A 25,792-nucleotide genomic window follows, 5' to 3' on the forward strand; every position below is an offset into this window, starting at 1 on the left:
GATGGGGGATGCGGGGCGAGCCCGCGAGATGGGGAATGCGTGCGGAGCGCAGGAGGATGCGGCGCGCAGGACGGGACGCGCGAGCGGAGCGCGCGTCGATGCCGCGATGCGTGCGAGAGAAGGTGAAGTCTCGTTAGAGGGTGCGAACGCGAGTTTCGCCATGCAAGCAACCTGCCATACAACTCCATGCCGGCCAGCATACCATCGCCGTTATTGGGCGGGCGTTGCGTTGCAACAAGAAACAACTGTGACGGCGCGCCGGCATGCGCGTTGCAGACAGGTCCTTTTTACAGGCGTGGTCGCACGGGCTTTGGGGACGAAACGGCCGCGACGGCCGCCCCGCAAGGGTTTCGCACGAGCGGCAATTTCACCCTGCCGCTCGTGCGTACTCGCGACGCAAACGCGCGCCGCGCGAATTCGCGTTTTCGCTACTCAGGCAAACCCTGAATTAGGTTGCGTACACAAACATCCTGTTTGAATGCCCGCCACACGTCCCCGCTCAAAACGGTGCGCCAGGCAATCCGGGGTAATACGCGCCCGCCGCCATCCCGCCGTCGACGGCCAGTTCCGCACCGTTGCAGTACGACGCTTCGTCGCTCGCGAGGAACAGCGTCGCGCGCGCGATCTCGTCGGGCAAGCCGACGCGCTGCAGCGGCACGTTCGCATAGTGCCGGTTGATTTCCTCGAGCGGCGCGCCGGTCGGGTTCGACATCGCGGTGTTCACGCCGCCCGGATGGACGGAATTCACGCGCACACCCTGGTGACCGAGCTCGAGCGCGGCGACCTTCGTCAACCCACGCACCCCCCATTTGCTCGACACGTACGCGGCCAGCGCATTCACGCCGCGCAGCCCGTCCACCGACGAGATGTTGACGATCGATCCGCTCTGCTGCGCGATCATGCGCGGCGCGATCGTGCGGATGCCGACGAACGTGCCGACCAGATTGATCGACACCGCCCGCTCGAAATCGCGTTTCGAGAGCTCGGTGATGCCGCCGAACGCCAGCACGGCCGCGTTGTTGACGAGCACGTCGATGCGGCCGAACTGCTCGACGGCCGCCTCGGCCACGCGCGCCCAGCTCGCTTCGTCGGCCACGTCGAGCCGCACGAAGCGCGCCGCGTCGCCGAGTTCGCGCGCGAGCGCTTCGCCTTCCGCGTCGAGCACGTCGCCGATCACCACGCGAGCGCCCTCTTCGACGAACAGCCTGCACGTCGCGGCGCCCATGCCGCGCGCGCCGCCCGTGACGATCGCTACCTTGCCTGCCAGTCGACCCATGTCGTCCTCTCTCGATTCCGGTTTGCCGGCAGCGCTGCGCACGCATGCGCGCGGCTGCCGAATTGATGATGGGCACACGCCGTGCGACGTCAGCCCCAGTACGCCTGTCCGCCGTCGAGCGGCAGCGTCGCGCCCGTCAGATACGCGGCGTCGCGACTCGCGAGAAACACGATCGCGCGCCCGATGTCCTGCTCGCAATCGCCGACGCGGCCGAGCGGGATCGTGCGGAAGAACGCGGCCGCTTCCTGTGGATGCGCATCGATCCAGCCTTTCAGGCCCGGCGACAACGCATGCGGCGCGACCGCGTTCACGCGGATGCCGTCCGCGCCCCATTCACATGCGGCAGCGCGCGTCAGCGCACGAATCGCCTCCTTGGTCGCTGCATACGCGCCGTAACCGGACGCATCCCAGCGCACCGCGGCCGACGACGCGAAGTTGACGATCACGCCGTCGCCCTTCAGATGCGGATGGCACGCGCGCATCATCCGCAGCGTCGCGATCGGCCCCGATTCGAGTCCCGCCAGAAAATCCGCGTCGCTCACGTCGAGCAGGCGGCCGAGCGGCACGACCTGCGCGTTGTTGATCAGGATCTGCACGCCGCCGCACCGCTCGACGACGGCCTCGACGCACCGCGCGATCTGCGCGGCGTCCATCACGTCGCAAACGAACGCGTCGGCCAGGCCGCCGCGCGCACGGATCGCTTCGCACGTCGCGAGCAGCTTGTCGCGCGTGCGGCCGACCACCGCGACGTGCGCGCCTTCGGCGGCGAGCGCATGCGCGACGCCCTGGCCGACGCCCTGCCCCGCGCCCGTGACGAGCGCGACCTTGCCGTTCAGGATGCCCATGCGTGCTCCTTTAGGCGACGATCGCCGGATGGGCCTGCACCGGCCCGCCGAGCAGTTCGCGGTACGACGGCGGCTGCTTGCCGTCGAGATCGGCGATGCCGTATTGCAACGCGGCTTCCGCACCGACGAGCACCTGCCCCGACAGCGCCATGCGCCGCGGATCGTCGTGGATCGCATGAATCACGCGGCCCGTGAATTCCGGGCTTTCGGCGACGAGCGAAAACTCCTTGTACAGATCCGGATGTTCTTCCCATACGCGCGTCGTGCGCTCGGTGCGCAGCGGCCCCATCCAGATCGACACGGCCGCGACGTCGAAGGGCTTCAGGTCGACGGCCATGTCCTTCGCGAACTTGTCGACGCCGGTTTTCTGCGCGCCGTACGCCGCGCCGTGCATGTAGCAGCTCGCGCCGAACGACGACGTGAACGCGATCAGCCCGCTGCGGCGCTTCGCCATCAGCGGCGCCGCGTGCCAGCTCGCGACGTACGCGGAGCGCAGCCCGACGTCGAGGATGTTCACCAGATCGAGCGATTTCTCCCAGAACGGGCCGGGCAGGATCAATTGATCGTGCAGGTAGGTCGCGTTGTTGACGAGGATGTCGAGCCGCCCGCCGTCGCGCTCGACACGTTCGAACAGCGCCTTCACCTGTGCGTCGTCCGCGTGGTCGCAGGCCACCGCGATCCCGCGGCCGCCGAGCGCGTCGATCTCGCGTGCGGTCTCGTGAATCGTGCCGGGCAGCGGCGCATCGCCTTCGCGCTGCGAGCGGCCCGTCACGTAGACGGTCATGCCGGCCGCACCGAGCGCCCGCGCGATACCCTTGCCGGCACCGCGCGATGCGCCCGTCACGACGGCAACCGGCGCATCGTGGTTCTGTGTCATGTTCGATGTCTCCTGTGGAAGGTTCATCACGCAGCCGGCGGCTGCGCACCGGCGAACAGCACGCCCGGCGCGTCGCCTTCGTAGCGGGCCGACAGCGTCGACGTGACCACGCAGCGCGTGGCCGCGATCTTCCATTCGCCGTCGACCTTGCGATACACGTCGTCGTAGGTCGCGCCGAGCTGCGTGAGCGTGCGCGCGTGCGTGTCGATCATCTGGTAATGCAGGCCCCACGTACCGCGCGCCTGCGTGTCGTCGATCACGGTGATGTCGGGATTCACGCCGTGATGCATTTCAACGATGTGCGGATGGCAGCCAAGCCGCTCGAATACGTCGACGAGCGCGTCGCGCGTGTCGAACGTGCCGATCCGGCCGTAATCGATCTGCACGGGGCCGGCCACGAAGCAGTCGCGCATGCCCTGCGGATCCTTGCGGTCGCAGCACGTGAAGTAGCGCGCCTTCAGCCGGCGGATCGCATCGGCGTCCTCGAGCCTGCGCACGCGCGTTTCGAGCGATTCGATGAGGGTCATCCCGTCTCCTTGTTCGGTGCCCGCGCGGTTCGAAGGCCGCGTCGATGCCACGTTACCGCCGCGCGCTGCGCCGGCCATCACCCGTTCGGATGAAACCGGCGCTTCGTCGAAGCAGCGCCGCGCGCATGCGCACGCGGCTTTCGTCCGAACAGACGATGTGATGCAGGCGGCCTCGTCCCTACCATCGAACGACATCACCACGAGACACGCCGATGGACGACACGACCCGCACGCTCCACGAATACGAGCAGATCCGTCAGTTGAAATACCGGTATTTCCGCGCGGTCGACACGCACGACTGGACGCTGCTCGCGGCGTGCCTGACCGAGGATTGCGAGGCGCGGCTGTATGGCGGCCGGTATGCGTACGACGGCCGTGACGCCTTCGTGTCGAGCCTGCGCGAACTGATCGGCAAGCCGACCTTCCTGACGATGCATCACGGCCATCACCCGGAGCTCACGCTGGTGTCGGCCGAGCACGCATGCGGCATCTGGTTTCTCGAGGATCACGCGATCAATCTCGACGACGACTACCTGCTGCACGGCACCGCGTTCTACGACGACCAGTACGTGAAGCGCGACGGCGTATGGCGCATTCATGCGACGCGCCACGAGCGGTTGTTCGAAACCGTCACGTCGCCGATTCCACCGTCGTTCACGCTGACCGCGAACCGCTTCGCCCCCGGTGCGCATCGAGCGGCCGGATCGACCGAAACCGCTTCCTGAACCGCGGCGGCCACGCCGCCGCTCCCGTCATTCCCTTTCCGGAGCCGGAACCATGGAGAAAGTCATTTACGTGTTGTGGCGCGATGCACAGGTCGCGCCCGATCAGTGGAGCCGCGGCGTACGCGCGCAGCTCGCCGACCGGCTGCTGTCGCTCGGCGCGCACGGCGTGCAGGTGAACGTCGCCGATGCCGACGTCGCGCCCGCCGCCGGCCTGAAGCAGACCAACACGCACCCGGGCATCGACGGGATCGTCGCGGTATGGGTCGACAGCGCGAACGCGATGTTCCGCCAGCCGTTCGACGACGCGGTGCGCGCCGTGGTCCCGCACATGGCCGCGTATCTCGTCACCGAGTCGCAGCCGATTCCGAACACGCGCTTTCCCGCGCGGCCCGGCGAGCGCACGACCGGTTTCTCGCAGCTCGCATTCCTGAAGCGCCCGCCGCGCCTCACGCACGAAGCGTGGCTCGACGTGTGGCACGGCCATCACACGCGTGTCGCGATCGATACGCAGGACAATTTCCTGTACGTGCAGAACGTCGTCGTGCGTGCGCTCACGCATGCGGCGCCCGGCTACGACGCGATCGTCGAGGAGTGCTTCCCGGCCGCCGCGATGACCGATCCGCACGCGTTTTTCGATGCGGTCGGCGACGAGGAGAAGTTCCAGCGCAACGTGGCCGAGATGATGGACAGTTGCGGGCGCTTCATCGATTTCGACAAGATCGACGTGGTGCCGACGAGCCAGTACGTGGTGAAGGCCGTGCGCGGGTGACGTGCCAGGCTCGGGCAGACAAAAAAAAGCCAGCCCCGCGGGGCTGGCTTCGTGCTTCGGGTCGGACGACGATCAGAACTGGTTCATCGTGTTGTCCTTGCCCGCGGCCTTCAGCGCCGCTTCGCCGCTGAAGTATTCCTTGTGATCGTCACCGATGTCCGAACCGGACATGTTCTGGTGCTTCACGCAGGCGATGCCCTGACGGATTTCCTTGCGCTGCACGCCGGCCACGTAGCCGAGCATGCCCTGGTCGCCGAAGTATTCCTTGGCCAGGTTGTCGGTCGACAGCGCGGCCGTGTGATACGTCGGCAGCGTGATCAGGTGATGGAAGATGCCTGCTTCACGCGATGCATCGGCCTGGAACGTACGGATCTTCTCGTCGGCCAGTTGCGCCAGTTCGGTCTCGTCGTATTCCACGCTCATCAGCTGCGCGCGGTCGTAAGCCGACACGTCCTTGCCCGCTGCCTTCATCGCGTCGTACGCCTGCTGACGGAAGTTCAGCGTCCAGTTGAACGACGGGCTGTTGTTGTACACCAGCTTCGCGTTCGGGATCACCTTGCGGATCTCGCTGACCATGCCGCCGATCTGTGCGATATGCGGTTTTTCGGTTTCGATCCACAGCAGGTCGGCGCCGTTCTGCAGCGACGTGATGCAGTCGAGCACGCAACGCGCTTCGCCCGTGCCGGCGCGGAACTGGAACAGGTTGCTCGGCAGGCGCTTCGGACGCAGCAGCTTGCCGTCGCGCTTGATGACGACGTCACCGTTGCCCAGTTGGTCCGCCGACAGTTCCTCGCAATCGAGAAACGAGTTGTATTGATCGCCCAGGTCGCCCGGCTGGTTCGTCACGGCGATCTGCTTGGTCAGGCCGGCGCCCAGCGAATCGGTACGCGCGACGATGATGCCGTCGTCCACGCCCAGCTCCAGGAATGCGTAGCGGATCGCGCGGATCTTCGCGAGGAAGTCCTCGTGCGGCACCGTGACCTTGCCGTCCTGGTGGCCGCACTGCTTCTCGTCCGACACCTGGTTTTCGATCTGGATGCAGCACGCGCCCGCTTCGATGAACTGCTTGGCCAGCAGGTAGGTCGCTTCCGCGTTGCCGAAGCCGGCGTCGATGTCGGCGATGATCGGCACGACGTGCGTGACGTGGTTGTCGATCTTTTGCTGGATCGCGGCCTTGGCGGCCGCGTCCTTCGCGGCATCCAGTTCGCGGAACAGGCCGCCCAGCTCACGGGCGTCGGCCTGGCGCAGGAACGTGTACAGCTCGCGGATCAGCGCGCTGACCGAAGTCTTTTCGTGCATCGACTGGTCCGGCAGCGGGCCGAACTCCGAGCGCAACGCGGCGACCATCCAGCCCGACAGGTACAGGTAGCGGCGTTCGGTGCTGTTGAAGTGCTTCTTGATGGAGATCATCTTCTGCTGGCCGATGAAACCGTGCCAGCAACCCAGCGACTGCGTGTACTTGGACGGATCGGCATCGTACGCGGCCATGTCGGCGCGCATGATCTTCGCCGTGTACTTCGCGATGTCCAGGCCGGTCTTGAACTTGTTCTGGGCACGCATGCGGGCGGCATATTCGGGGCTGATGGCATTCCACGCGCTGCCGTGGTTTTCCTTCAAACCAGCCACTGCCTTGATGTCGTCTTGATATTGGGACATGTCTATCTCCTGGGAACGAAGCGCATTTGAGTAAAGGGTTCAGCGTGCCCGCCGCGTGTGACGAAGCGAACTGCATGGACTCAATAGTAATCCCGTCCAGCGAAATTTCAGTCAAGTCTTATATAAGACATAAGATATAAATTTCTGTTGTTTTTCAATGAGATAGCCAGGCGTTTTTGCGATGCAAAACACGGTTTCAAGCGGCGGTAAAACGCGGCGACAGGAATCCGGCGCGTATCCCGCAATATGAAACGCCCTTTCGGCTGCTGAAGAACGACATGCCTGGGCCGCGGTCGGCCAACGACGAGCGCGCCCCCTTTGTCACGGCCATGACAAAACGTCTATACTTGGACAATTCTTTGATCCGCGCGCATCGGCGCGCCGGCCTGCCTGCTCCGGAGCAACATGAACGACTCGCCCGTTTTCGACACGCTGTGCGAACTGCTGAATACCGCCGGCGCGCGTTTCCGCGTGCTCGAGCATCCGGCGGAAGGCAAATCCGACGCGATCGCCGCGCTGCGCGGCACCCGTCCCGAACAGGGCGCGAAGGCGATGCTCTGCACGTTCAAGGATGGCGGCGCCGCCACCGCGCTCGCGGTGATTCCCGGCCACCTGAAAATCGACTTCCGCAAGGTCGCCGATGCGCTCGGCCGGCGCAAGGCGACGCTCGCGTCGCCCGACGTCGCGGCCGCCGTCACGCGCTGCGTGATGGGCGCCGTGCCGCCGTTCGCATTCGATTCGAACGTGACGCTCGTCGTCGATCCCGCACTGGTCGAACACAATGACGAGATCGCGTTCAACGCGGGCCGGCTCGACCGCTCGGTCGTGCTCGACTCGGCCGACTACGTCCGGATCGCGCGCCCGCTGCTGGCCGACATCACGCGATCGGAAACGACGGACACCCCGGCTCCCCAGGACCACGCATGAGCACGAACGACACACCACGGCCGTCGGAACAGGCCTCGCTGATCGAGCAGGTGCAGCGCATCGCCGAAGGGCTCGGCGCGATGTTCGCGCCGTTCACCGAGGTCGTCGTGCACGACCTGCGCACGCCGGAGCACGCGATCCTCGCGATCCACAACAACCTGTCCGGACGCGCGGTCGGCGATCCCGCGACCGAGCTCGGCCTCGCCCGCATCGCCGACGACGATTTCCCGCAGGTGCTCGCGAACTACCCGAACCGCTTCGCCGACGGCCGCACCGCGAAAAGCACGTCGATCGGCATCAAGGATTCGACCGGGCGCTACGTCGCCGCGCTGTGCCTGAATGCCGACGTCACGCTGTTCCGCGGCTTCCAGGGCATGCTGAACCAGTTCTGCCGCACGGACGGCGAAACCGTCGTCGAAACGCTCGACCCGGCCGGCGCGGACGCGATCCGGCAGCGCATCGACGCGTTCGCGACGCGCCTCGCGACGACGCCGCGCGAGCTGAAGACCGACCAGCGCCGCGAGCTGATGCAGACGCTGAAGGCCGACGGCTTCCTCGAAGTGCGCCGCGCGATGGAAATCGTGTCGCAGCATCTCGGCGTCTCGCGCGCCACCGTCTACAACGATGCGAAGTGACGCCGCGCGCCCTGCCGTCCCGTTTCGAATTTCCCGTTGACTGACCTTTTCGACCTCTAGCGACCATGAACTCTCCGACTCTCCCCACGTACGACGACGTTGCCGCCGCCGCGGCCCGGCTCGAAGGCCATGCGCACCGCACGCCGGTGATGACGTCGCGGACGATCGACGACGCGCTCGGCGCGCAGGTGTTCTTCAAGTGCGAGAACCTGCAGCGGATGGGCGCCTTCAAGTTCCGCGGCGCGTTCAATGCACTGTCGCGCTTCAGCGCGGAACAGCGCCGGCACGGCGTCGTCGCGTTCTCGTCGGGCAACCATGCGCAGGCGATCGCGCTGTCGGCGCGCATCCTCGGCATTCCGGCGACGATCGTGATGCCGCAGGACGCACCGGCCGCGAAGATGGCCGCGACGCGCGGCTACGGCGGCAACGTCGTGACCTACGACCGCTACACCGAGGATCGCGAGCAGATCGGACGCGAGCTCGCGGAGAAGCACGGGCTCACGCTGGTTCCGCCCTACGATCACCCGGACGTGATCGCCGGCCAGGGCACCGCGGCCAAGGAACTGTTCGACGAAGTCGGCCCGCTCGACGCGGTATTCACGCCGCTCGGCGGCGGCGGCCTGCTGTCGGGCACCGCGCTCGCCACGCGGGCGCTGTCGCCGCACGCGAAGCTGTACGGCGTCGAGCCCGAAGCCGGCAACGACGCCCAGCAATCGTTCCGGTCCGGCACGATCGTACACATCGACACGCCGCGCACGATCGCCGATGGCGCTCAGACGCAGCACCTCGGCAACCTGACGTTCCCGATCCTCCGCCGCGACGTCGACGACATCCTGACCGCGACGGACGCGGAACTGGTCGACTGCATGCGCTTCTTCGCCACGCGCATGAAGCTCGTCGTCGAGCCGACCGGCTGCCTGTCGTTCGCCGCCGTGCGACGGATGAAGGATGCGCTGCAGGGCAAGCGCGTCGGCGTGGTGATCAGCGGCGGCAACGTCGATCTCGAGAACTTCTGCGCGCTGGTGTCGGCACCGGCCTGACCGTCGCGGCGCGCATGAAGATCCTGTCATGCGCGCGCCGCCGACCCTTCACGTCGCGTTAAGTTTCGCGCCCTAGACTGATTACGTCGTCCTGAAGTCAGTCGTGAAGGAGTCGCCATGAATACGCACGCGATCGTCGCCGCCGCCCTGGCGGCCGCTTCCCTGTCGGCGTTCGCTCAACCGGGCGTGACGTCATCCGGTTTTCCCGCCGCATCGCCGGCCCCCGCAGTCGCGCAAGCGACGCACCGTTCGCCCGCCGCGTTGCCGCCCGTCGGCTTCGTGTTCGCGAAGATCGATCAGAACAATACGCCGCCCGATCGCGGCGGCGACCCGGGCGGCCGCACGCACGCCGGCACGCATATGTAACGACACGCGCCGGCCGCCGGCATTCAGAACGACGGCAGCGACGGATCGCGGGCGGCGAGGATGTCGTCGGTGCGCCGCTGCAGCGCGCCGTCGAGCGTCTCCGGTTGCGGAATCAGCCAGTAGCGCCCGGCGCGAATACCGTCGAATACCCGCTCGGCGAACGCGTCGGGCGTGAGCCCGTGTGCGTTCAGCATCGTGCGCATCGTGTCGACGAAACCGCGCACCTCGGGCCGGTCGTGCGCGGCGGCGAACGGATCGTTGAAGATGCCCGACAGCACGGGCCCCGGCGCGAGCAGCGACACGCCGACCGGTGCGCCGAGCATCTTCAGTTCGCCGTACAGCGATTCCGTCAGCGCGACCACCGCGAATTTCGTCGCCGAATACGGCGACATCAGCGGGCTCGGCAGGAAGCCGCCGACCGATGCGGTGTTCACGACCCGCGCCGGCGCGTTGCGTTCGAGCATGCGCGGCACGAAGCTGCGAATCCCGTTCAGCACGCCGTGCACGTTGATCGCGAAGCTGCGCTCGAAGCGCTCCGGCGTGATTTCCCAACTGAAGCCGGTCGCCATCACGCCCGCGTTGTTGAACAGCAGGTCGACGCCGCCGAAGCGCCGCCATGCGGCTTCGGCCAGCGCGTCGACGGCTTCCGGCCGGCTGACGTCGGTCGGCACGCACAGCACGTCGGTGTCGAGCGTCGCGGCGAACGCGTCGAGTTTCGCCGGATCGAGATCGGCCAGTACGACACGCATGCCGAGCGCGGCCGCGTGGCGCGCCAGCCCGCTGCCGATGCCGCTGGCCGCGCCGGTAATCACGGCGGTGCCGCCGTCGAAGCGAATCGAATCGGTCATGTCGGTCAACGTCCTGTCGGGTCGGATGCGCGGCGCTGCGCGAGCGTGCACTGGCCGGCGAGGAACCGGCTTCGGGTGTCGGTCATGATGTCTCCTGTCATCGAGTGCGGGCCGTTCAGCTCGAACCCGCGATATCCACACGGTGCAATACGCGCCCGGGTTCCGCCTCGCCCGTTTGAACGAGATCGCGCACGCGAGCGGCAGGTTCGAACGGGAAACTGTCGAGGGAAGCGCGGCCCGCGCAACGCGCCGAGCCGGTTCCGGCTCGAGGGCACGCGCTCGCCCCGTTTCGTCAGACCAGACGCACGGCCCGCGCGCATGAAACGAAAGGATCCGGAAAGCTGACGCCGGACAATGACGTTTTTTCGCATCCGCAGGCAGCCGGACGATTGACGTGCCCGAGCGCACGCCATTACCCTTGCGCGCTGATGGTTCCCGGAGACGGGATCAAAAGGGAACGCAGGCGAGGCAACGCCTCGAATCTGCGGCTGCCCCCGCAACTGTGAGCGGCGAATCCGTGCCACCGCATGCCACTGGGAAACCGGGAAGGCCCACACGGATGACGACCCGCGAGCCAGGAGACCTGCCATCGACCCGAGGTCCAGGCAGCCGCACCGGGCGGGGTGTCCCGATGCGCCAGGCACCGCCCCCGGGTGGTCGCCCGTTGCATGGACGACCCGACCTCAGGATCCACCAGATGTCCATCGTTCCCGAATCCGCTTCCCGGCCGGAAGCGTCGCACCGACACGCCGTCGGCATCCGTTGCTCGTCCGCCCTCCGCTCACGATCGCCGTACCCGCTACTCGCTTTGTCCCGCCGTCTCATGAACCTTCGTCACCTGCTCGCCACGTCCGCCGCCACCGCGCTGCTTTCCCCGCTCGCCCATGCGGCCGGCGACACGGCGCCTGCGCAGCCCGCCGGGCCCGCGGAAGGGGCGGACCTGCCGACGATCAGCGTGACCGACACGCGGCACCTGCCCGAATCGTTCGACCGGCGCTACGCGTCGACCCAGGTGCTCACGCGCGACGATCTCGACCGGCTGTCGCCGGCCGACCCGAGCATCACGCAGGCGCTCGCGACGCTGCCGGGCGTGACCGTCGCGCAGAACGGCGGGCCCGGCTCGTCCGCGTCGGTCAGCATCCGCGGTTCGTCGGCGAGCCAGGTCGCCGTGTTCATCGACGGCATCCGGATCGGCTCGCCGACCACCGGCATCGCGCCGTGGGCCGACCTGCCGACCGACGCGTTCGAGCGCGTCGAGGTGATCTCCGGGCCGGCCGCCGCGTCGTTCGGCAACAACGCGATGGGCGGCGTCGTGCAACTCTTCACGCGCCGCGCCGCCCAACAGCCGAACCAGACCACCGTGTCGTTCGGCGGCGGCACGAACAAGACGTTCGACACGCGGTTCCGCACGTCGGGCACGGTGCCGTCGACGGGACCGCTGGCCGCGCTCGGCGGGCTCACCTATTCGCTCGGGCTGCACGACTACAACACGGCCGGCATCGACGCGACGCGGCCGTTCTTCTACGGTCACGAAGACGGCCGCAATCCGTATCACGCGCAGGATCTCGACGCGCGGCTCGGCTATGCGCGCGACAACTGGTCGCTCTCGACGTTCGCGCTGTACCACCGCTCCGACCTGTCCTACGACAACAGCGGCTACGCGAATCGCGAGCTCGATCACCAGCTGACGACCGGCGTCGCGTTCCATCTCGACATCACGCCCGATACGCAATTCGACCAGTCGTTCGGTTATGCGAACGACCGCCAGTTCATCTACGCGGACAACCCAGCCCTCGCGACGGACCAGATCAATTCGCAACGCATCAGCACGTCGACGTCGCTGACCCATCAGGCGCACGGATTTCATCTGTTCGGCCTGCCGCTGTCGGGCGAATCGAAGCTCGCCTACGATTTCACGCGCGAACAGGCGTTCCTGCCGGTCGACATTCCCGGTGGCGTACCGACGCGCAACGATTCCGCGTTCTCGCTGCACCAGTCGGCGACGCTCGGCAGCGTGACGATGTTCGTCGCGGGTCGTCACGAGATCGTCGCCGGGCAAGCGGTGAACACCGGCAACGCCGCGCTGTCGTGGGCGATCACGCCGGTCTACACGGCGCGCGTGTCGTACGGCAATGCATTCCGCCTGCCGACGTTCAACGACCTGTACTATCCCGGCTACGGCAATCCGAGCCTCAGCCCGGAACGCAGCACGTCGGTCGAGGCCGCGCTCGACGCGAACACGGCGTACGGCACCTTCACCGCGGCGATCTACGATACGCGCGTCAACAACCTGATCGCCTACAACCCGGCAACGTTCTCGCCGATGAACATCGGCCGTTCGCACATTCGCGGCATCGACCTGTCGTACAAGGGGACGATCGGCCGTTCAACGCCGGTGAGCATCGCGGTCGGCATCCTGAATCCGCAGGACGAGACCAACCAGACCTGGCTCAGCCGCCGGCCGCGCCAGACGGTCAGCCTGAGCGTCGACCACACGTGGGACGAATTGAAGCTGCACGCGCTGAGCACGGGCGCGTCGCTGCTGTACGGCGGTTCGACGTTCGACGATCCGGCCAACCGGCAGTATCTGGCGTCGTACCTGACGGTGAGCCTGCGCGCGTCGTACCGGATCAATTCGCACCTGACCGTGTCGGCGTCGCTGTCGAACCTGTTCGACCGGCAGTACATGACCGCGTACGGCTACAACACGCTCGGGCGCACCGCGTTCGGCAAGGTCAGCTATACGTTCTGACGAGCTCACGCATCCGCATGAAGCGCCACGCCGGCACGCGCGGAAAATTGACATCGCGGCCAAACCTAATAGAATTAGTTTTTTGACTAATCCGCATAGCATTCGTCATGGCGCGTGCCGGCATTACCGTGGACAAGCTCGTCGAAGCCGGCGCGCGGCTCGCCGATGAAACCGGCTTCGAGCTGCTCACCGGCGCGGCGCTCGCGCGGCATTTCGACGTCAAGCTGGCGAGCCTGTATTCCCATATCCCGAGCTTCGACGATCTGAAGAGCCGGATCGCGCTGTTCGCGCTGCAGGAGCTGGCCGATCGCGCCACCGACGCGCTGGCCGGCCGCACCGGCAAGGACGCGCTGGCCGCGCTCGCGAACGTCTATCGCGACTACGCGCGGGCGCATCCGGGCCGCTTTGCGGCCGCGCGCCATCCGGTGAGCGCCGAACGGGCCGCCGAGAGCGCGGGCGGGCAGCTCGTCAGGATGACGTCGGTGGTGCTGCGCGGCTACGACCTGCCGGAAACCGAACAGGCGCATGCGATCCGCCTGCTCGGCGGCTTCTTCATGGGCTACGTGACGCTCGAAAGCGCCGGCGGCTTCTCGCACAGCGCGCCGGATTCCGACGCGTCGTGGTCGCGCAGCCTCGATGCGCTCGACGTGATGCTGCGTCACTGGCCGTCGGCCGCCTGACGCACCGAACGGAACCCGAGCGATGAAAGACAAACCCGACGGCGTCGTACTGCCGAGCCGTGTCGTTCCCTTCCCGACCTCGATCAGCGACGAAGCACGCGCCGCGCTGCAACGCCTGACCGGCGACGACGGCGTGCCGCTGAACGCGTTGCACGTGATGCCGGCCCCGGACGATATCGACGCGTGGATGCGCGTGAAGGCCAGCGCCGACGCACATTACGCGGCCGCGGTCGAGCAGCTCGCCGGCTATCTGCGTTCGAGCGTCGAGACGATCCGCGTCGGCGATGCGGACGTGCATGTCGCGACACCGGAAGCCGAGGCTTCCAGCGCCTATGCGACCATCGACCTGCACGGCGGCGCGCTGGTCGTCGGCGGTGGCGCCGCGTGCCGTGCCGGCGCGCAGATGCAGGCCGACCGGCTCGGCGTGCGCTGCTACGGCGTCGACTACCGGATGCCGCCCGAGCATCCGTATCCGGCCGCGCTCGACGACTGCATCGCGACCTATGCCTACGTGCTGGAGCGCTACGCACCGGAACACGTCGTCATCGGCGGCCGTTCGGCCGGCGGCAATCTCGCCGCCGCGATGGTGCTGCGCGCCCGCGACGAGGGCCTGCCGCTGCCGGCCGCGCTCGTGCTGCTGTCTCCGGAAGCCGACCTGACCGAATCCGGCGACAGCTTCGAGACCAACCGCCTGGTCGACGTCGTGTTGCCGGGGCCGCTGATGGCGAACAATCTGCTCTACGCGAACGGCGCCGATCTCGCGCATCCGTACCTGTCGCCGCTGTTCGGCGATTTCGCCGCCGGCTTCCCGCCGACCTTCATCCAGAGCGGCACGCGCGACCTGTTCCTGTCGAACGCCGTGCGCCTGCATCGCGCGTTGCGACGCGCGCAGGTGCCGACCGAGCTGCACGTGTTCGAGGGGATGCCGCACGGCGGATTCATGGGCGCGCCGGAGGATATCGAGCTGAGCCAGGAAATCGCGCGCTTCGTGCACGCGCACCTGCACGCATCGAATGGAGCCGGCGATGAATAGAAACGCACCCGGCAACGACATCGGCATCGGCCGGGATCGCTGCGCTGCCCCGCGCGTCTAGATCAGTCCGCGCACGCCCGCGACCAGCTGGATCGCGCCGAATCCCGCGACGATCGCCGCCGACACGCGCGACAGCCCGTGCATGAACCCGAACGACAGCCTCGTGCGCAGCGCGGCGCTCGCGCTGCTCAGGCACAGCCACCACATGGCCGAACCGATGAACACGCCGGCGACCATCGATCCGACGGTGGCCCCCATCGCGCCTTCCTGCGTGCCCGGCAGCGGGCCGAGCGCCGCGAAGATCCCGACGAACGACACGATCGTCATCGGGTTCGACAGCGTGAGGCCGAACGTCGTCAGGAAATCGCGCAGGACCGTCGTACGCGGCAGCTCGCGTTGCCCCGCCGGCGCGGCCGGCGCCTGGCGCGCGATGGTCCACGCGAGCCAGACGAGAAACGCGCCGCCGCCGATTTTCAGGGCGACGGTCAGCATCGGGAACGCGGTGACGAGGCCCGCAACGCCCAGCGCGCCGAGCAGGCCGTAAATCGCGTCGGCGCATGCGGCGCCGACGCCCGTCGCGAATCCCGCCTGGAAGCCGCGGCTCAGGCTGCGCTGAATGCACAGCATGCCGATCGGGCCGACCGGCGCCGCGATCGACCACCCCATCACGACGGATTTGATGAACAGCATCGCCTGCTCCTTGCAGCATCCAGTGGATCGAACAGGCATCGTAGGGAAAGTCCGGCCCCCGCTGAATACGGTTTTTAAGGAAAAATAGGCACTCCACCTTAAAAACGCCCGCCGCGATGGACGATCTGGACTGGAAGATACTGGCGCTGTTGCAGGACAACGGACGCATCAGCTATACGGAGCTCGCGCGCCAGGTCCACCTGTCGGTGCCGGCGGTGACGGAACGCGTGAAGCGCCTTGAAGCAGCCGGCGTGGTCGAGGGCTACACCGCGCGGATCAACCCGTCCGCGGCAGGCTATCCGGTGAGCGCGCTGATCGGCATCACGGTGCAGCAACCGGCGAAAGCGAAGTTCCTGAAGCTGCTGGAGACGATTCCCGAAGTCGTCGAATGCCATCACGTGACGGGGGCGGATTCGTACGTGATGCGGTTGGTCGCCGTCAGCATGGCTCATCTCGAACAACTGATCGAACGCATCAACCTGTACGGCGAAACGCGCACGTCGATCGTGATGTCGACGCCGCTGCCGGCGCGCGGGCTCGCACGGCCGCCGTCGAAGCCCGGCGACACGCGCAGGTAGCGGGCCGCGGTTTCAGGCTCCATCGCCGGTCCCGGCCGGGACCGAAGACGACCGATGGCCGTCGTCTCCGGTCATGCGGCCGGGTTCCCGCATGGCGATCGGCACGAGCCGGCTATTTGCCGACCGCGCCGCCGAGCAGGCCACCCACCAGCGACGTCACCGGCGCGAGCGGGTTGGCGAGCGCGCCCAGCGGCGAGCCGCCGCCGCTCGCACCAGTCTCGGCGCCACCGTGCACGGTCGCCGGTATGCCGCCGACCACGCTCGTCACCAGACCGGCGACCGGCACCGCGCCGTTCGGGCCGCTCGGGTTCACGAGGCCGCCCGCATTGGTCACCGTGTTGCCGACCGCCCGGACGAGACCGCCGACCGCGCCGACGATCGGCTGCGGCGACGTGGACGTCACCTTCCATCCGGCCGACGTGATCGCTCCGCCGACCTGCCCGAGCAGGCCCGCGACCGGCTGCCCGAGGCCAGTTGCGGTGCCGGCCTGCTGCGTGAGCTGACCGGCCGTCGTCACGAGCGGCGTGATCGCCGTGCTGAGCGCCTGCGTCGCCTGCTGGACCGGGCCTGACGACAGGGCCGAGCCGAGCATGGTGCCGCCCGACTTCAGGCCGCCGGCCACCGTGTCGAGTAGACCGCCGACGGGCGTCGTAATCGGCGCGAGCGGCGACAGCGGGCCGGAGCCGAGCGCCTTCACCGTTTCGCTGAGACCGTTGACCGGGTTGCTGGTCGAGCCGACGAGGGTGCCGAGGCCCGTCACCGTCGTGCCGACCGGGTTCGGCGTGAAGCCGATCTGGCCGATACCGTTGCTCACGGCATTCGTCGTGTCGCGGATGAGCGTGCCGACGCCGGTGACCGTGTCGGCCGGCCCGGCCGTCATGGTCTTGCCGACGCCGGGCAGTGTCACGTCGCCGAGCGTCGAGCCCGCGGCCAGCACGACTGCGCCGACGGAACTGATGATGCCGTTGGTGCCGGGTGTACCGCTGGTTCCACTCGTGCCGCTGGTTCCGCTTGTGCCACTGGTTCCGCTTGTGCCACTGGTTCCGCTTGTGCCGCTTGTGCCGCTGGTTCCGCTCGTGCCGCTGGTTCCGCTTGTGCCACTGGTTCCGCTTGTGCCACTGGTTCCGCTTGTGCCACTGGTCCCGCTCGTGCCACTGGTGCCGCTCGTGCCACTGGTGCCGCTTGTGCCGCTCGTCCCGCTTGTGCCGCTCGTCCCGCTTGTGCCGCTCGTCCCGCTCGTCCCGCTCGTCCCGCTCGTCCCGCTCGTCCCGCTCGTCCCGCTCGTCCCGCTCGTCCCGCTGGTCCCGCTCGTACCACCGGTTCCGTTCGTCCCGCTCGTACTCGTCCCGATGGTGTTGCCGGCCAGCGTCGGCGCCGTAATGTCACCGCCGCCGCACGCCGCGAGCGCACACGCAGTGGCAATGGCGGCGAGTGAAACGTTCGCCTTGGTGAAGTGATTGTGCATGGAAGCCCCCGTTCGCTATTCAGCTCGATCACGTCAACAAGCATCTAGCGTGCCATCTCCGTGGGCCTCCTTCACATTGTCACGATCGCCTTTCGATCGCGGTCCGGGCCGCACTGCGCGTCACGGCACATCGCGTGCGGATCGTGCGTCGCGGCGCGTCCCGTCCTGGCATTCCGATCGCGCTGACGTAACACCGGCCCCGCGTTACGTAGCACCGACCGGGAAAAACCGGCAGCATCCTCGTCACGGCCGCTTCACCAGCTTCACGATCGTCAGCGTGCCGTTGACGTTTTCCACCCGGACCCGAACCTTGTCGCCCACATGCAGCGGCGGGATCATCGCCGCGTCGCTGGCCTTGAATGCCATCGTCATCGGCGGCATGCCGATGTTGTCGAGCGCGCCGTGCTTCAGCGTCACGAGCCTGCGGCCGGCATCGATTGCCTTGACTTCGGCATCGGTCAGCGTCGCATTCGACGCCGACATGGTCGCGCCGCCTGCGTTCATGCCCCGCATGTCGCCGCCGGCGAGCGCCGGCATGGCAATGGTCGCCATCGCGCACGACACGACGACAGCGCGAAAACAGGTCTTCATCGAGCATCTCCCGTCGAGCCAGCGCGTTCCCGTCGCCAGCCAGCGCCACGCATCACACGATCAACGTCGCACCGGCCCACGCGATCAGCACGACACCCAGCACGCGGCCGATACGCTCGCCACCGGGCAGCACCTTCTCCACGAACACGAACAGCGACAACGCGACGATCCACACCACGTTCATCACGCCGCCGACGAACAGCAGCGCCATCAGCAACCAGCAGCAGCCCACGCAAACGATGCCGTGCCGCACGCCCAGCAGGAAACTGCCGGCGACGCCCGGGCGCCAGTGCGCGACCAGGAATGCAGCCGGCGCCCGGCATTGCCGCAGGCACGCGCGTTTCAGCGGCGAGAATTGATAAAGCCCGGCCAGCGCCAGCACGATCGCGGAAAGGCGCGCACTCTTCGACCACAGCATCATCGCGGAGATCAGCCCGGCCGGTTGCAGCAGCGCCTGAAGCAGCGCCGCGCCGATCGAGAACACGAGCCACGTCGTCAGATAGCCGGCCAGCAGCGCCACCGACGTGAACGCCGATCCCGTCGCCCCGTCGCCGTGCTGCCGTAGCACGCGCCGGTACAGCATCACGAGCGGCGCCGCGCCGGGCGTCATCATCGCGATCATCATCACCCACCACATCGCGATCACGGTCGGCAGAGGCGGATCCATGCTGCCCATGCCGTCCGCCAGCCGATGCGGAAACAGCGCGACGGTCGTCATCTCCCGCGCCGACATGCCGGTTCCCGCGCCCGTCCACAGATAGAACCAGCACAGGCCGACGAGCGCGGCCATGCCGATCAGCGTGACGGCGCGCTCGCGGGCGAGCCAGGTGTCGAACGGCGTCATGCCGCGGCGCGATGCCGAATCAGCCCGTGGTTGTTCAGATGCAGCCGCGCGAATTGCGCATAGGTTCCGTCGAGATTCAGCGCGATGTTGCCCTGCGAGCGCCCCGTGCCCGAACCGATCTCGGCCAGCTCGTATTCGAAACCGTGCGGCAGGTCGATCCGCACACGGTGCTCGGCACCCGTCACCGGATTGTGGATGGGTTCGCCGGCTGCGTCGAACACACCGTCCACGTGAATCCGGCCGCGCCGCGCATCGACGTCAACGTCGAAATCGATCTTCGTGAAGATCGGCTCGAACGCGTGCTCGAGCGTCGACGCATACACCGAAAACATCGTCGCGAACGGATCGGTATCCTGACCGGTCATGATCTTCAGCACGGCCTCGCGCTGTGCCGGACTGGCACGCTCGTCGACGATCGGTTGGCACTTGCCCTTGCCTTCGTGAACGGCGCCCGGCCACTGGAACACCACCGCGATCCTGACGCCGTCGAGCACCACGTCGCCGTAGTGGCCGCTGTCGATCGAAATCGCCCCCATCGCTTCGCAGTTGCCGTTGGTCGGCAGCGCATTGAACTGGCAAGGGCAACCGTATGAGCAATTGCAACTGATCATTTCGGTTCCCTGAATTTCCCACGGCGTCATGGCTCCACCTCGCGCTCTGAAACAGACGAACGCTTCGAATCTAGTGCACGCGATCGGGGAAAGCAAAGCGGTCGTGGCGGCGTGAAAACCGAGGGTTCCGGCCTCACGTAAGACGTTTCAGGATGCGTTCGCCGGGTTGCGCCGGAAACCGTCTCGTCCGCCTGTTCTCACACGATCAGCGAAGCAACGATCGCGCACCACACGGCGCCTGCGCCGCACAGAAACACGCGCCGCGCGACGAACATTCGCGACTCGTCGCCGGGGGTTTTCATCGGCGACGTGGCGAGAAACGGCACGCTGGCGAGGCACGCGAAACCCGCCAGCGCGGGCACGATCACGACGTAGTCGCCGAACCGCCAGGGCAGCGCTTCGTGCAACCCCCAGTAGCCGAGAAACAGCATGCCCATCGAGAACATCGTCGCGGCGGCCGAACTGAGCGCGACCACCGATCCTGTCGGAAATTGCACGGGAACCTCCCCTCGCGCGACCCGCGCGCTGACGCCCATCTCGCCGGGGACCGCGATGACGGCGTCTGCCGGCGCAGACTCACGCGTTCATGTCCGGCTCGAACGCATCGCGTGCGCCGTCGCGACCAGGCAGCGAATGCGCGTTGTCACGGATTGACAGGCTCGGCCCGATCGAGCGGCCATGTCGTACCCGTTTAACGAGGACGTGCGTGGGCCGCTAACCCGGTTTTTTCGTGCCCTGCGCAACGGAAATCCACCCGACCACCGCCGCGGCGACCCAGCAGCAGGTGATCATCAGGTCCAGATCCATCCAGCCCTCGAAATTCGTACTGTTTTCGAAACTGCAGCGCTGATGGCCCCTGACCCACATGCAGCCGCTGATCAACTGCTGGACATGCATGTAGATGCTGTACACGGCAACGGCCGAAGCGATGATGGCGACCCGCAGGCTTATGCTCTTTTTCATTGACGCTGAAGGCGTGGGATGATTTCCCGACGATCTTAAGCCAATGGCGATGCATGACGCAATCGATCCGGTATCGTCCCGATTGACCCGCATGCGTAAAAGCGCATCGATTGTGGCAACCTCGACGGAAGCCGGCATGCGTCGCGACGGCGGAAGGATTTCGCGCGTTCAGGCGCGATGCCGCATGGATCGCGGGGCGGCTCTCCGCGCCACCGCGCTCAATCGACGACCGGCCTGATCGTCTTCAGGCAATCCGCCGCCAGTTGCTGATAAATCCGCGTGCCATTCGCCTTCGCGTCGATCTCCGCGCCGCTCAGCCGGCGTACGACACGCGCCGGCATGCCCGCCAGCAACACGCCGCGCGGCACGTCGTAGCCGGCCTTCACGAACGCACAGGCCGCGACGATCGTCGTTGCGCCGATCGTCGCACCGTCCATCACGACCGCATTCATGCCGATCATCGTGTCCGGCTCCAGCGTCGCGCCATGCACGATCGCGCCGTGGCCGATGTGGCTGTTCACGCCCAGCCGGCAGGTCTCGCCGATCCCGACGTGCAGCACGCAGCCGTCCTGCACGTTGCTGCCGTCTTCGACGACGATCGCGCCGAAGTCGCCGCGCAGGCTCGCATGCGGGCCGATGTAGCAGCGCGCGCCGATCGTCACGTCGCCGATCACGACCGCGCTCGGGTCGAGGTACGCGGACGGATCGACGCGCGGCCGCATCCCGTTGAATTCGAACAGCGGCATCGTCAGAGCGCCGCGACCGCTTCCGGCACGAGCGTGAACAGGTCGCCGACGACACCGTAATCGGCCACGCTGAAGATCGGTGCTTCGGGATCCTTGTTGATCGCGACGATCACCTTCGAATCCTTCATGCCGGCCAGGTGCTGGATCGCACCCGAAATGCCGACCGCGACGTACAGCTGCGGCGCGACGATCTTGCCGGTCTGGCCGACCTGATAGTCGTTCGGCACGTAGCCGGCGTCGACTGCCGCGCGCGATGCGCCGAGCGCGGCCTGCAGCTTGTCGGCCAGCGGCTCGAGCACCTTCGTGTAGTTTTCGCCGCTGCCCAGTCCGCGGCCGCCCGACACGACGATGTTCGCGCTGGTGAGTTCCGGCCGATCCAGTTTCGTCACTTCACGGCTCACGAAGTGCGACGTGCCGACGTCTGCCGCTGCGTCGATCCTCTCGACCGTCGCATTGCCGCCTTCCGCCGAAACCGGATCGAAGCCGGTCGCCCGCACCGTGACGACCTTGACCGGATCGCTCGACTGCACGGTCGCGATCGCGTTGCCCGCGTAGATCGGGCGCTCGAACGTGTCGGCCGATACAACGGCCGTGATCTCGGAAATCTGTGCGACATCCAGTTTCGCGGCGATACGCGGCGCGACGTTCTTGCCGTACGCGGTGGCCGGCGCGAGGATGTGCGAGTAGTCCTTCGCGATGTTCAGCGCGGTCGCTTCGACGTTTTCCGCCAGGCCCTCCGCCAGATGCGGCGCATCGGCCAGCAGCACCTTCGAAACGCCCTCGATCTTTGCCGCTGCATCGGCCGCCGCTTGCGCGTGGTGGCCCGCGACCAGCACGTGAACATCGCCGACGCCCGCGGCATCGAGCGCCCGTGCCGCGGCCACCGCATTCAACGTCGCGGCCTTGATCGACACGTTGTCGTGCTCGGCCATTACCAGAATCGTCATTTCGTTGCGTTCCCTGTTACAGCACCTTGGCTTCGGTCTTCAGCTTGCCGACCAGCGTCTGCACGTCCGGCACCTTCACGCCGGCTGCGCGCTTCGGCGGCTCGCTCACCTTGAGCACTTTCACGCGCGGTAATACGTCGACGCCGAGATCGTCGGGCTTCACCGTTTCCAGCGGCTTCTTCTTTGCCTTCATGATGTTCGGCAGCGTCACGTAGCGTGGCTCGTTCAGGCGCAGGTCGGTCGTCACGACCGCGGGCAGTCGAAGCGACAGCGTCTGCGCGCCGCCGTCGACTTCGCGCGCCACCGTCGCATGGCCGTCGGCGATCACGACTTTCGACGCGAACGTCGCCTGCGGCAGACCGGCCAGCGCGGCGAGCATCTGGCCCGTCTGGTTCGCATCGTCGTCGATCGCCTGCTTGCCGAGAATCACCAATTGCGGCTGCTCCCGGTCGACCAGCGCCTTCAACACCTTCGCGACGCCCAGCGGTTCGACGCCTTCATTCGACTCGACGAGAATCGCGCGATCCGCGCCGATCGCCAGCGCCGTGCGCAGCGTTTCCTGCGCCTGCGCGACACCCACCGATACCGCGACCACTTCGGTCGCGACTCCAGCCTCCTTCAACCGCACCGCTTCTTCCACCGCGATTTCGTCGAACGGGTTCATCGACATCTTCGCGTTCGCGATATCGACGCCCGTCCGGTCGGATTTCACGCCGACCTTCACGTTCGCGTCGACCACGCGTTTCACTGCCACGAGCACTTTCAACTGCCTGTCTCCTGTTCCGTTGCGCGAGCGCGCCGTATCAGCGCGCGGTAAACCCGCCGTCGATCACGAGCTCCGCGCCCGTCACGTAGCGGCCTGCCGGCGACACGAGATACAGGATGCCGGCCGCGATATCGCGCGGATTGCCGATCTTCGCCATCGGCACGTGCGTCTGCATGTACTCGAACGCGCGATCGGGGTCCTGGCCCATCTGGCGAAACGCGTCCTCGAGCATCGGCGTGCGGATATAGCCGGGATGCACCGAGTTCGCGCGGATGTTCTTCGCCGCGTACAGCATCGCGTCGACCTTTGCCATCATCCGCACCGCGGCCTTCGACGCGTGATACGCGGGCACGTCGGGGCCGCCGACGATCCCGTACATCGACGACAGGTTCACGATCGATCCGCCGCCGGCTGCGTCGATATGCGGAATCGCCGCGCGCGTGCACAGGAACACGCCGTTGACGTTCACGTCCTGCACGCGCTGCCATTGCGCGAGCGTGAGCTCGTGCGTCGGCACGTTGTGCCCTTCGATGCCCGCGTTGTTCACGAGCACGTCGAGGCGCCCGAAGCGCGCGACGATCTCGTCGAACACGCGCGCCACATCCGCCTCGTGCGTGACGTCGAGCGACCAGAATGCGGCCTGGCCGCCCTGTGCGCGGATGTCCTCGACCAGCGCTTGCGCCGGCTGCGACAGCACGTCGAGAATCGCGACGCTCGCGCCGGCCGCGGCCAGCGTACGCGCCGTCTCGGCGCCGATACCGCGCGCGCCGCCGGTGATCGCGGCCACCTTGCCGCGCAGGTCGAACAGTTCTTCGATGAGTTTCATGTCGTCTCCTTGTATTCGGATGGGCGCCTTCGAGCGCATCCGGCGTTATCGCGTATTCCGCGCCGCAAGAAAATCGAGGCATTCCCGATTGAAATAATCGGCGTGCTCCACCATCACCCAATGGCCGCAGCGGTTCATCAGCACGAAGCGCGCATCGCGGCAGCGTTCGAGGAAGGTCAGCGCGCCGCCGACCGGATTGAAGCGATCGTCCGTACCCCAGAAACCGAGCACCGGGCTGCGCAGATCGCCGAGCGCCGCGGTCAGGTTCGGCACGCTCATCGTCGACAGCACTTCGGTCGGCTGCTCGACGCATACCTTCATCCGCTCGGCGACGAGCGCGTCGGTGACGATCGCCGGATCGTGCACGAGCAGCGTCAGCAGTTCGCGCATCGTGTCGTCATTCATCTGGCGATGGGTGAACAGCTTCACCATCCGCTGAATCCCTTCCATCCGGAAATAGGTGTCGCGATCCTCGACGCCGCCGGGCGCCATCATGATCAGCCCGTCCACTTCGTCCGGGTAGTCGAGTGCGTATTTCAGCGCGATCGCGCCGCCGAGCGAATTGCCGAGCAGGACGGCCGGCCCGATCCCGAGCGCGGCGAGTTGCGCATGCAGCGCACCGACGAAGAAATCGAGCGTATAGGCGACGTCGGACGGCTTCGACGACTGCCCGTAGCCGGGCAGGTCGACGACGATCGCGCGATGGCCGGCCGCCGCGAACGCCGGATAGTTGTGCTTGAAGTTGCTGAAGCCGCTGGCGCCCGGCCCGCTGCCGTGAATGAACACCACCGGCCGGCCCTCGCCCGCCTCGAAATGATGCAGGCGCATGCCGCCCGGTACGTCGGTGAAGATGCCGGCCGGCGGCGTCGTGGGGGTCGTCATCGCGGGTTGTCTCCTTCGTCGTTCGATGGATGCCTGCCACGATGATTGCGCCGCCGGCGCCGGCCGGCATCATCCTTTCAGACTACGAAGCCGCGCGCACTTGTTCCTATCATCGGTCCACCGAAACGGAGGCGACGATGAACGGATTCGACTACAGCGGCAAGACGGTGCTCGTGACGGGCGGCACCAAGGGCATCGGGCGGCGCATCGCCGAACGGTTCCTCGCGGCCGGGGCGCGCGTGTTCGTCTGCGGACGCAGCGCGCCCGATACGCCGCCGTCGGCGAATGGCCGCACGGCTGCCTTCGTCGCGGCCGACCTGCGCGACATCGAGCAGGTCGACGCGATGCTCGCGACGATTCGCGACATGGCCGGCGGCCTCGACGTGCTCGTCAACAACGCGGGCGGCTCGCCGTTCGCGCTCGCGGCCGATGCGTCGCCGCGCTTCACCGAATCGATCGTGCGGCTGAACCTGATCGCGCCGCTGCAACTCGCGCAACGCGTGAACGCGATCATGCAGCCGCAGTCCACGGGCGGCGTGATGCTGTTCATCGCGAGCGTCAGCGCATCGCGACCGTCGCCCGGCACGGCCGCGTACGGCGCCGCGAAAGCCGGCCTCGTCAACGCGGTCACGTCGCTCGCGGTCGAGTGGGCGCCGCGCGTGCGCGTGTGCGCGATCAGCCCGAGCCTCGTGCAGACCGACGCGGCGACCGAAGGCCACTACGGCGACGATGCCGCGCTCGACGCGATTCGCGCGACGATTCCCGCCGGCCGGCTCGCGACACCCGACGACGTCGCCGCCGCCTGCCTGTTCCTCGCATCGCCCGACGCGTCGTACACGTCGGGCGCGAACCTGCGACTCGACGGCGGCGGCGAACGGCCCGCGTTCCTGTCGGCCGCACGGACGGACGCGCGCTGAACCATGCGAC

Annotated in this window: 29 protein-coding genes and 1 riboswitch; of the genes, 11 read left to right on the forward strand and 18 right to left on the reverse strand. The window is 67.2% G+C overall.

The features are described from left to right. Nucleotides 1-499: 499 nt before the first annotated feature. The 4 genes from H0X90_RS08330 to H0X90_RS08345 form a co-directional block, all read right to left on the reverse strand. On the reverse strand, nucleotides 500-1,276 hold the full coding sequence (locus tag H0X90_RS08330; protein WP_062885537.1) for a glucose 1-dehydrogenase: 777 nt from the start codon (nucleotides 1,274-1,276) through the stop codon (nucleotides 500-502). Between the two features lie 89 nt (nucleotides 1,277-1,365). Beyond that, nucleotides 1,366-2,121 carry an SDR family NAD(P)-dependent oxidoreductase gene (locus H0X90_RS08335; protein WP_006483036.1) on the reverse strand — a complete coding sequence of 252 codons (756 nt, stop codon included), beginning with the start codon at nucleotides 2,119-2,121 and terminating at the stop codon, nucleotides 1,366-1,368. Between the two features lie 10 nt (nucleotides 2,122-2,131). Then, a complete protein-coding gene (locus tag H0X90_RS08340; RefSeq protein WP_060211140.1) occupies nucleotides 2,132-2,998 on the reverse strand; it encodes an SDR family NAD(P)-dependent oxidoreductase in 867 nt (288 codons plus the stop codon). Nucleotides 2,999-3,024: 26 nt separating this feature from the next. After that, on the reverse strand, nucleotides 3,025-3,525 hold the full coding sequence (locus H0X90_RS08345) for a nuclear transport factor 2 family protein (protein WP_006483068.1): 501 nt from the start codon (nucleotides 3,523-3,525) through the stop codon (nucleotides 3,025-3,027). A 212-nt stretch (nucleotides 3,526-3,737) separates the two neighbouring features. On the opposite strand from H0X90_RS08345, the gene H0X90_RS08350 reads away from it, so the two are divergent. Next, the gene (locus H0X90_RS08350; protein ID WP_006494806.1) at nucleotides 3,738-4,250 is read left to right on the forward strand and encodes a nuclear transport factor 2 family protein; all 513 of its coding nucleotides are present in this window, start codon (nucleotides 3,738-3,740) and stop codon (nucleotides 4,248-4,250) included. Between the two features lie 52 nt (nucleotides 4,251-4,302). Beyond that, complete coding sequence (locus H0X90_RS08355; RefSeq protein WP_048988234.1) at nucleotides 4,303-5,019, forward strand: EthD domain-containing protein; 717 nt, start codon at nucleotides 4,303-4,305, stop codon at nucleotides 5,017-5,019. Nucleotides 5,020-5,091: 72 nt separating this feature from the next. Here the strand turns inward: H0X90_RS08355 and H0X90_RS08360 are convergent, their stop codons facing one another. Beyond that, nucleotides 5,092-6,675 carry an isocitrate lyase gene (locus tag H0X90_RS08360; RefSeq protein ID WP_006483004.1) on the reverse strand — a complete coding sequence of 528 codons (1,584 nt, stop codon included), beginning with the start codon at nucleotides 6,673-6,675 and terminating at the stop codon, nucleotides 5,092-5,094. A gap of 405 nt (nucleotides 6,676-7,080) precedes the next feature. On the opposite strand from H0X90_RS08360, the gene H0X90_RS08365 reads away from it, so the two are divergent. The 4 genes from H0X90_RS08365 to H0X90_RS08380 all read left to right on the forward strand — a co-directional run bounded on the left by H0X90_RS08365 (nucleotide 7,081) and on the right by H0X90_RS08380 (nucleotide 9,643). Continuing rightward, the gene (locus H0X90_RS08365) at nucleotides 7,081-7,602 is read left to right on the forward strand and encodes a YbaK/prolyl-tRNA synthetase associated domain-containing protein (RefSeq protein WP_060263928.1); all 522 of its coding nucleotides are present in this window, start codon (nucleotides 7,081-7,083) and stop codon (nucleotides 7,600-7,602) included. Next, a complete protein-coding gene (locus H0X90_RS08370) occupies nucleotides 7,599-8,237 on the forward strand; it encodes a transcriptional regulator (RefSeq protein ID WP_048988232.1) in 639 nt (212 codons plus the stop codon). Before H0X90_RS08365 ends, H0X90_RS08370 begins: the two co-directional genes overlap by 4 nt. 65 nt (nucleotides 8,238-8,302) lie before the next feature. Further along, complete coding sequence (locus H0X90_RS08375; RefSeq protein WP_006483053.1) at nucleotides 8,303-9,277, forward strand: threo-3-hydroxy-L-aspartate ammonia-lyase; 975 nt, start codon at nucleotides 8,303-8,305, stop codon at nucleotides 9,275-9,277. Nucleotides 9,278-9,394: 117 nt separating this feature from the next. Further along, on the forward strand, nucleotides 9,395-9,643 hold the full coding sequence (locus tag H0X90_RS08380; protein WP_006483063.1) for a hypothetical protein: 249 nt from the start codon (nucleotides 9,395-9,397) through the stop codon (nucleotides 9,641-9,643). Nucleotides 9,644-9,666: 23 nt separating this feature from the next. Here H0X90_RS08380 and H0X90_RS08385 read toward each other — a convergent pair whose 3' ends face one another. After that, the gene (locus H0X90_RS08385) at nucleotides 9,667-10,491 is read right to left on the reverse strand and encodes an SDR family NAD(P)-dependent oxidoreductase (RefSeq protein WP_060263931.1); all 825 of its coding nucleotides are present in this window, start codon (nucleotides 10,489-10,491) and stop codon (nucleotides 9,667-9,669) included. 412 nt (nucleotides 10,492-10,903) lie between these two features. Next, nucleotides 10,904-11,097: riboswitch (cobalamin riboswitch) on the forward strand. Between the two features lie 217 nt (nucleotides 11,098-11,314). On the opposite strand from H0X90_RS08385, the gene H0X90_RS08390 reads away from it, so the two are divergent. From H0X90_RS08390 to H0X90_RS08400, 3 genes are all read left to right on the forward strand, one after another. Then, nucleotides 11,315-13,243, forward strand: a complete 1,929-nt coding sequence (locus H0X90_RS08390; protein WP_060263934.1) for a TonB-dependent receptor — start codon at nucleotides 11,315-11,317, stop codon at nucleotides 13,241-13,243. A gap of 128 nt (nucleotides 13,244-13,371) precedes the next feature. Next, nucleotides 13,372-13,923 carry a TetR/AcrR family transcriptional regulator gene (locus tag H0X90_RS08395; RefSeq protein ID WP_227745528.1) on the forward strand — a complete coding sequence of 184 codons (552 nt, stop codon included), beginning with the start codon at nucleotides 13,372-13,374 and terminating at the stop codon, nucleotides 13,921-13,923. Nucleotides 13,924-13,945: 22 nt separating this feature from the next. Next, nucleotides 13,946-14,956 (forward strand): alpha/beta hydrolase, encoded by a 1,011-nt coding sequence (locus H0X90_RS08400; protein WP_058903151.1) that lies wholly within the window; start codon nucleotides 13,946-13,948, stop codon nucleotides 14,954-14,956. Between the two features lie 57 nt (nucleotides 14,957-15,013). Here H0X90_RS08400 and H0X90_RS08405 read toward each other — a convergent pair whose 3' ends face one another. Beyond that, nucleotides 15,014-15,646, reverse strand: a complete 633-nt coding sequence (locus H0X90_RS08405; RefSeq protein WP_077189428.1) for a LysE family translocator — start codon at nucleotides 15,644-15,646, stop codon at nucleotides 15,014-15,016. Between the two features lie 116 nt (nucleotides 15,647-15,762). Here H0X90_RS08405 and H0X90_RS08410 point away from each other — a divergent pair, with 116 nt between their 5' ends. Beyond that, nucleotides 15,763-16,224, forward strand: a complete 462-nt coding sequence (locus H0X90_RS08410; RefSeq protein ID WP_006483067.1) for an Lrp/AsnC family transcriptional regulator — start codon at nucleotides 15,763-15,765, stop codon at nucleotides 16,222-16,224. A 112-nt stretch (nucleotides 16,225-16,336) separates the two neighbouring features. Here the strand turns inward: H0X90_RS08410 and H0X90_RS08415 are convergent, their stop codons facing one another. The 11 genes from H0X90_RS08415 to H0X90_RS08465 all read right to left on the reverse strand — a co-directional run bounded on the left by H0X90_RS08415 (nucleotide 16,337) and on the right by H0X90_RS08465 (nucleotide 24,865). Beyond that, nucleotides 16,337-17,689, reverse strand: coding sequence for a collagen-like triple helix repeat-containing protein (locus H0X90_RS08415; RefSeq protein WP_181365756.1), 1,353 nt, complete (start codon nucleotides 17,687-17,689; stop codon nucleotides 16,337-16,339). A 243-nt stretch (nucleotides 17,690-17,932) separates the two neighbouring features. Continuing rightward, complete coding sequence (locus H0X90_RS08420; RefSeq protein ID WP_077189426.1) at nucleotides 17,933-18,280, reverse strand: copper-binding protein; 348 nt, start codon at nucleotides 18,278-18,280, stop codon at nucleotides 17,933-17,935. Between the two features lie 52 nt (nucleotides 18,281-18,332). Then, a complete protein-coding gene (locus tag H0X90_RS08425; protein WP_077189425.1) occupies nucleotides 18,333-19,124 on the reverse strand; it encodes a DUF2182 domain-containing protein in 792 nt (263 codons plus the stop codon). Then, nucleotides 19,121-19,765, reverse strand: a complete 645-nt coding sequence (locus H0X90_RS08430; RefSeq protein ID WP_006491659.1) for a DUF1326 domain-containing protein — start codon at nucleotides 19,763-19,765, stop codon at nucleotides 19,121-19,123. The genes H0X90_RS08425 and H0X90_RS08430 overlap by 4 nt, the downstream gene beginning before the upstream one ends. A 167-nt stretch (nucleotides 19,766-19,932) precedes the next feature. Beyond that, entirely contained in the window at nucleotides 19,933-20,232 is a 300-nt protein-coding gene (locus H0X90_RS08435) for a hypothetical protein (RefSeq protein WP_012493350.1), read from the reverse strand. 217 nt (nucleotides 20,233-20,449) lie between these two features. Continuing rightward, complete coding sequence (locus H0X90_RS08440) at nucleotides 20,450-20,698, reverse strand: hypothetical protein (RefSeq protein WP_012493351.1); 249 nt, start codon at nucleotides 20,696-20,698, stop codon at nucleotides 20,450-20,452. A 218-nt stretch (nucleotides 20,699-20,916) separates the two neighbouring features. Further along, a complete protein-coding gene (locus H0X90_RS08445) occupies nucleotides 20,917-21,444 on the reverse strand; it encodes a transferase hexapeptide repeat family protein (protein ID WP_006494792.1) in 528 nt (175 codons plus the stop codon). A gap of 2 nt (nucleotides 21,445-21,446) precedes the next feature. Then, nucleotides 21,447-22,391 (reverse strand): electron transfer flavoprotein subunit alpha/FixB family protein, encoded by a 945-nt coding sequence (locus H0X90_RS08450; RefSeq protein WP_048988212.1) that lies wholly within the window; start codon nucleotides 22,389-22,391, stop codon nucleotides 21,447-21,449. Nucleotides 22,392-22,407: 16 nt separating this feature from the next. After that, the gene (locus H0X90_RS08455; protein WP_006483005.1) at nucleotides 22,408-23,157 is read right to left on the reverse strand and encodes an electron transfer flavoprotein subunit beta/FixA family protein; all 750 of its coding nucleotides are present in this window, start codon (nucleotides 23,155-23,157) and stop codon (nucleotides 22,408-22,410) included. Between the two features lie 37 nt (nucleotides 23,158-23,194). Next, nucleotides 23,195-23,983 (reverse strand): SDR family NAD(P)-dependent oxidoreductase, encoded by a 789-nt coding sequence (locus H0X90_RS08460; RefSeq protein WP_006483065.1) that lies wholly within the window; start codon nucleotides 23,981-23,983, stop codon nucleotides 23,195-23,197. Nucleotides 23,984-24,028: 45 nt separating this feature from the next. Next, nucleotides 24,029-24,865, reverse strand: coding sequence for an alpha/beta fold hydrolase (locus H0X90_RS08465; protein WP_006483031.1), 837 nt, complete (start codon nucleotides 24,863-24,865; stop codon nucleotides 24,029-24,031). Between the two features lie 137 nt (nucleotides 24,866-25,002). Between H0X90_RS08465 and H0X90_RS08470 the strand changes: the two genes are divergently transcribed. Next, complete coding sequence (locus H0X90_RS08470; RefSeq protein ID WP_006483021.1) at nucleotides 25,003-25,782, forward strand: SDR family oxidoreductase; 780 nt, start codon at nucleotides 25,003-25,005, stop codon at nucleotides 25,780-25,782. The last annotated feature ends 10 nt before the right edge of the window (nucleotides 25,783-25,792 follow it).

The sequence above is a fragment of the Burkholderia sp. 9775_39 genome (assembly GCF_015712225.1).
GTDB classification, from domain to species: domain Bacteria; phylum Pseudomonadota; class Gammaproteobacteria; order Burkholderiales; family Burkholderiaceae; genus Burkholderia; species Burkholderia cenocepacia.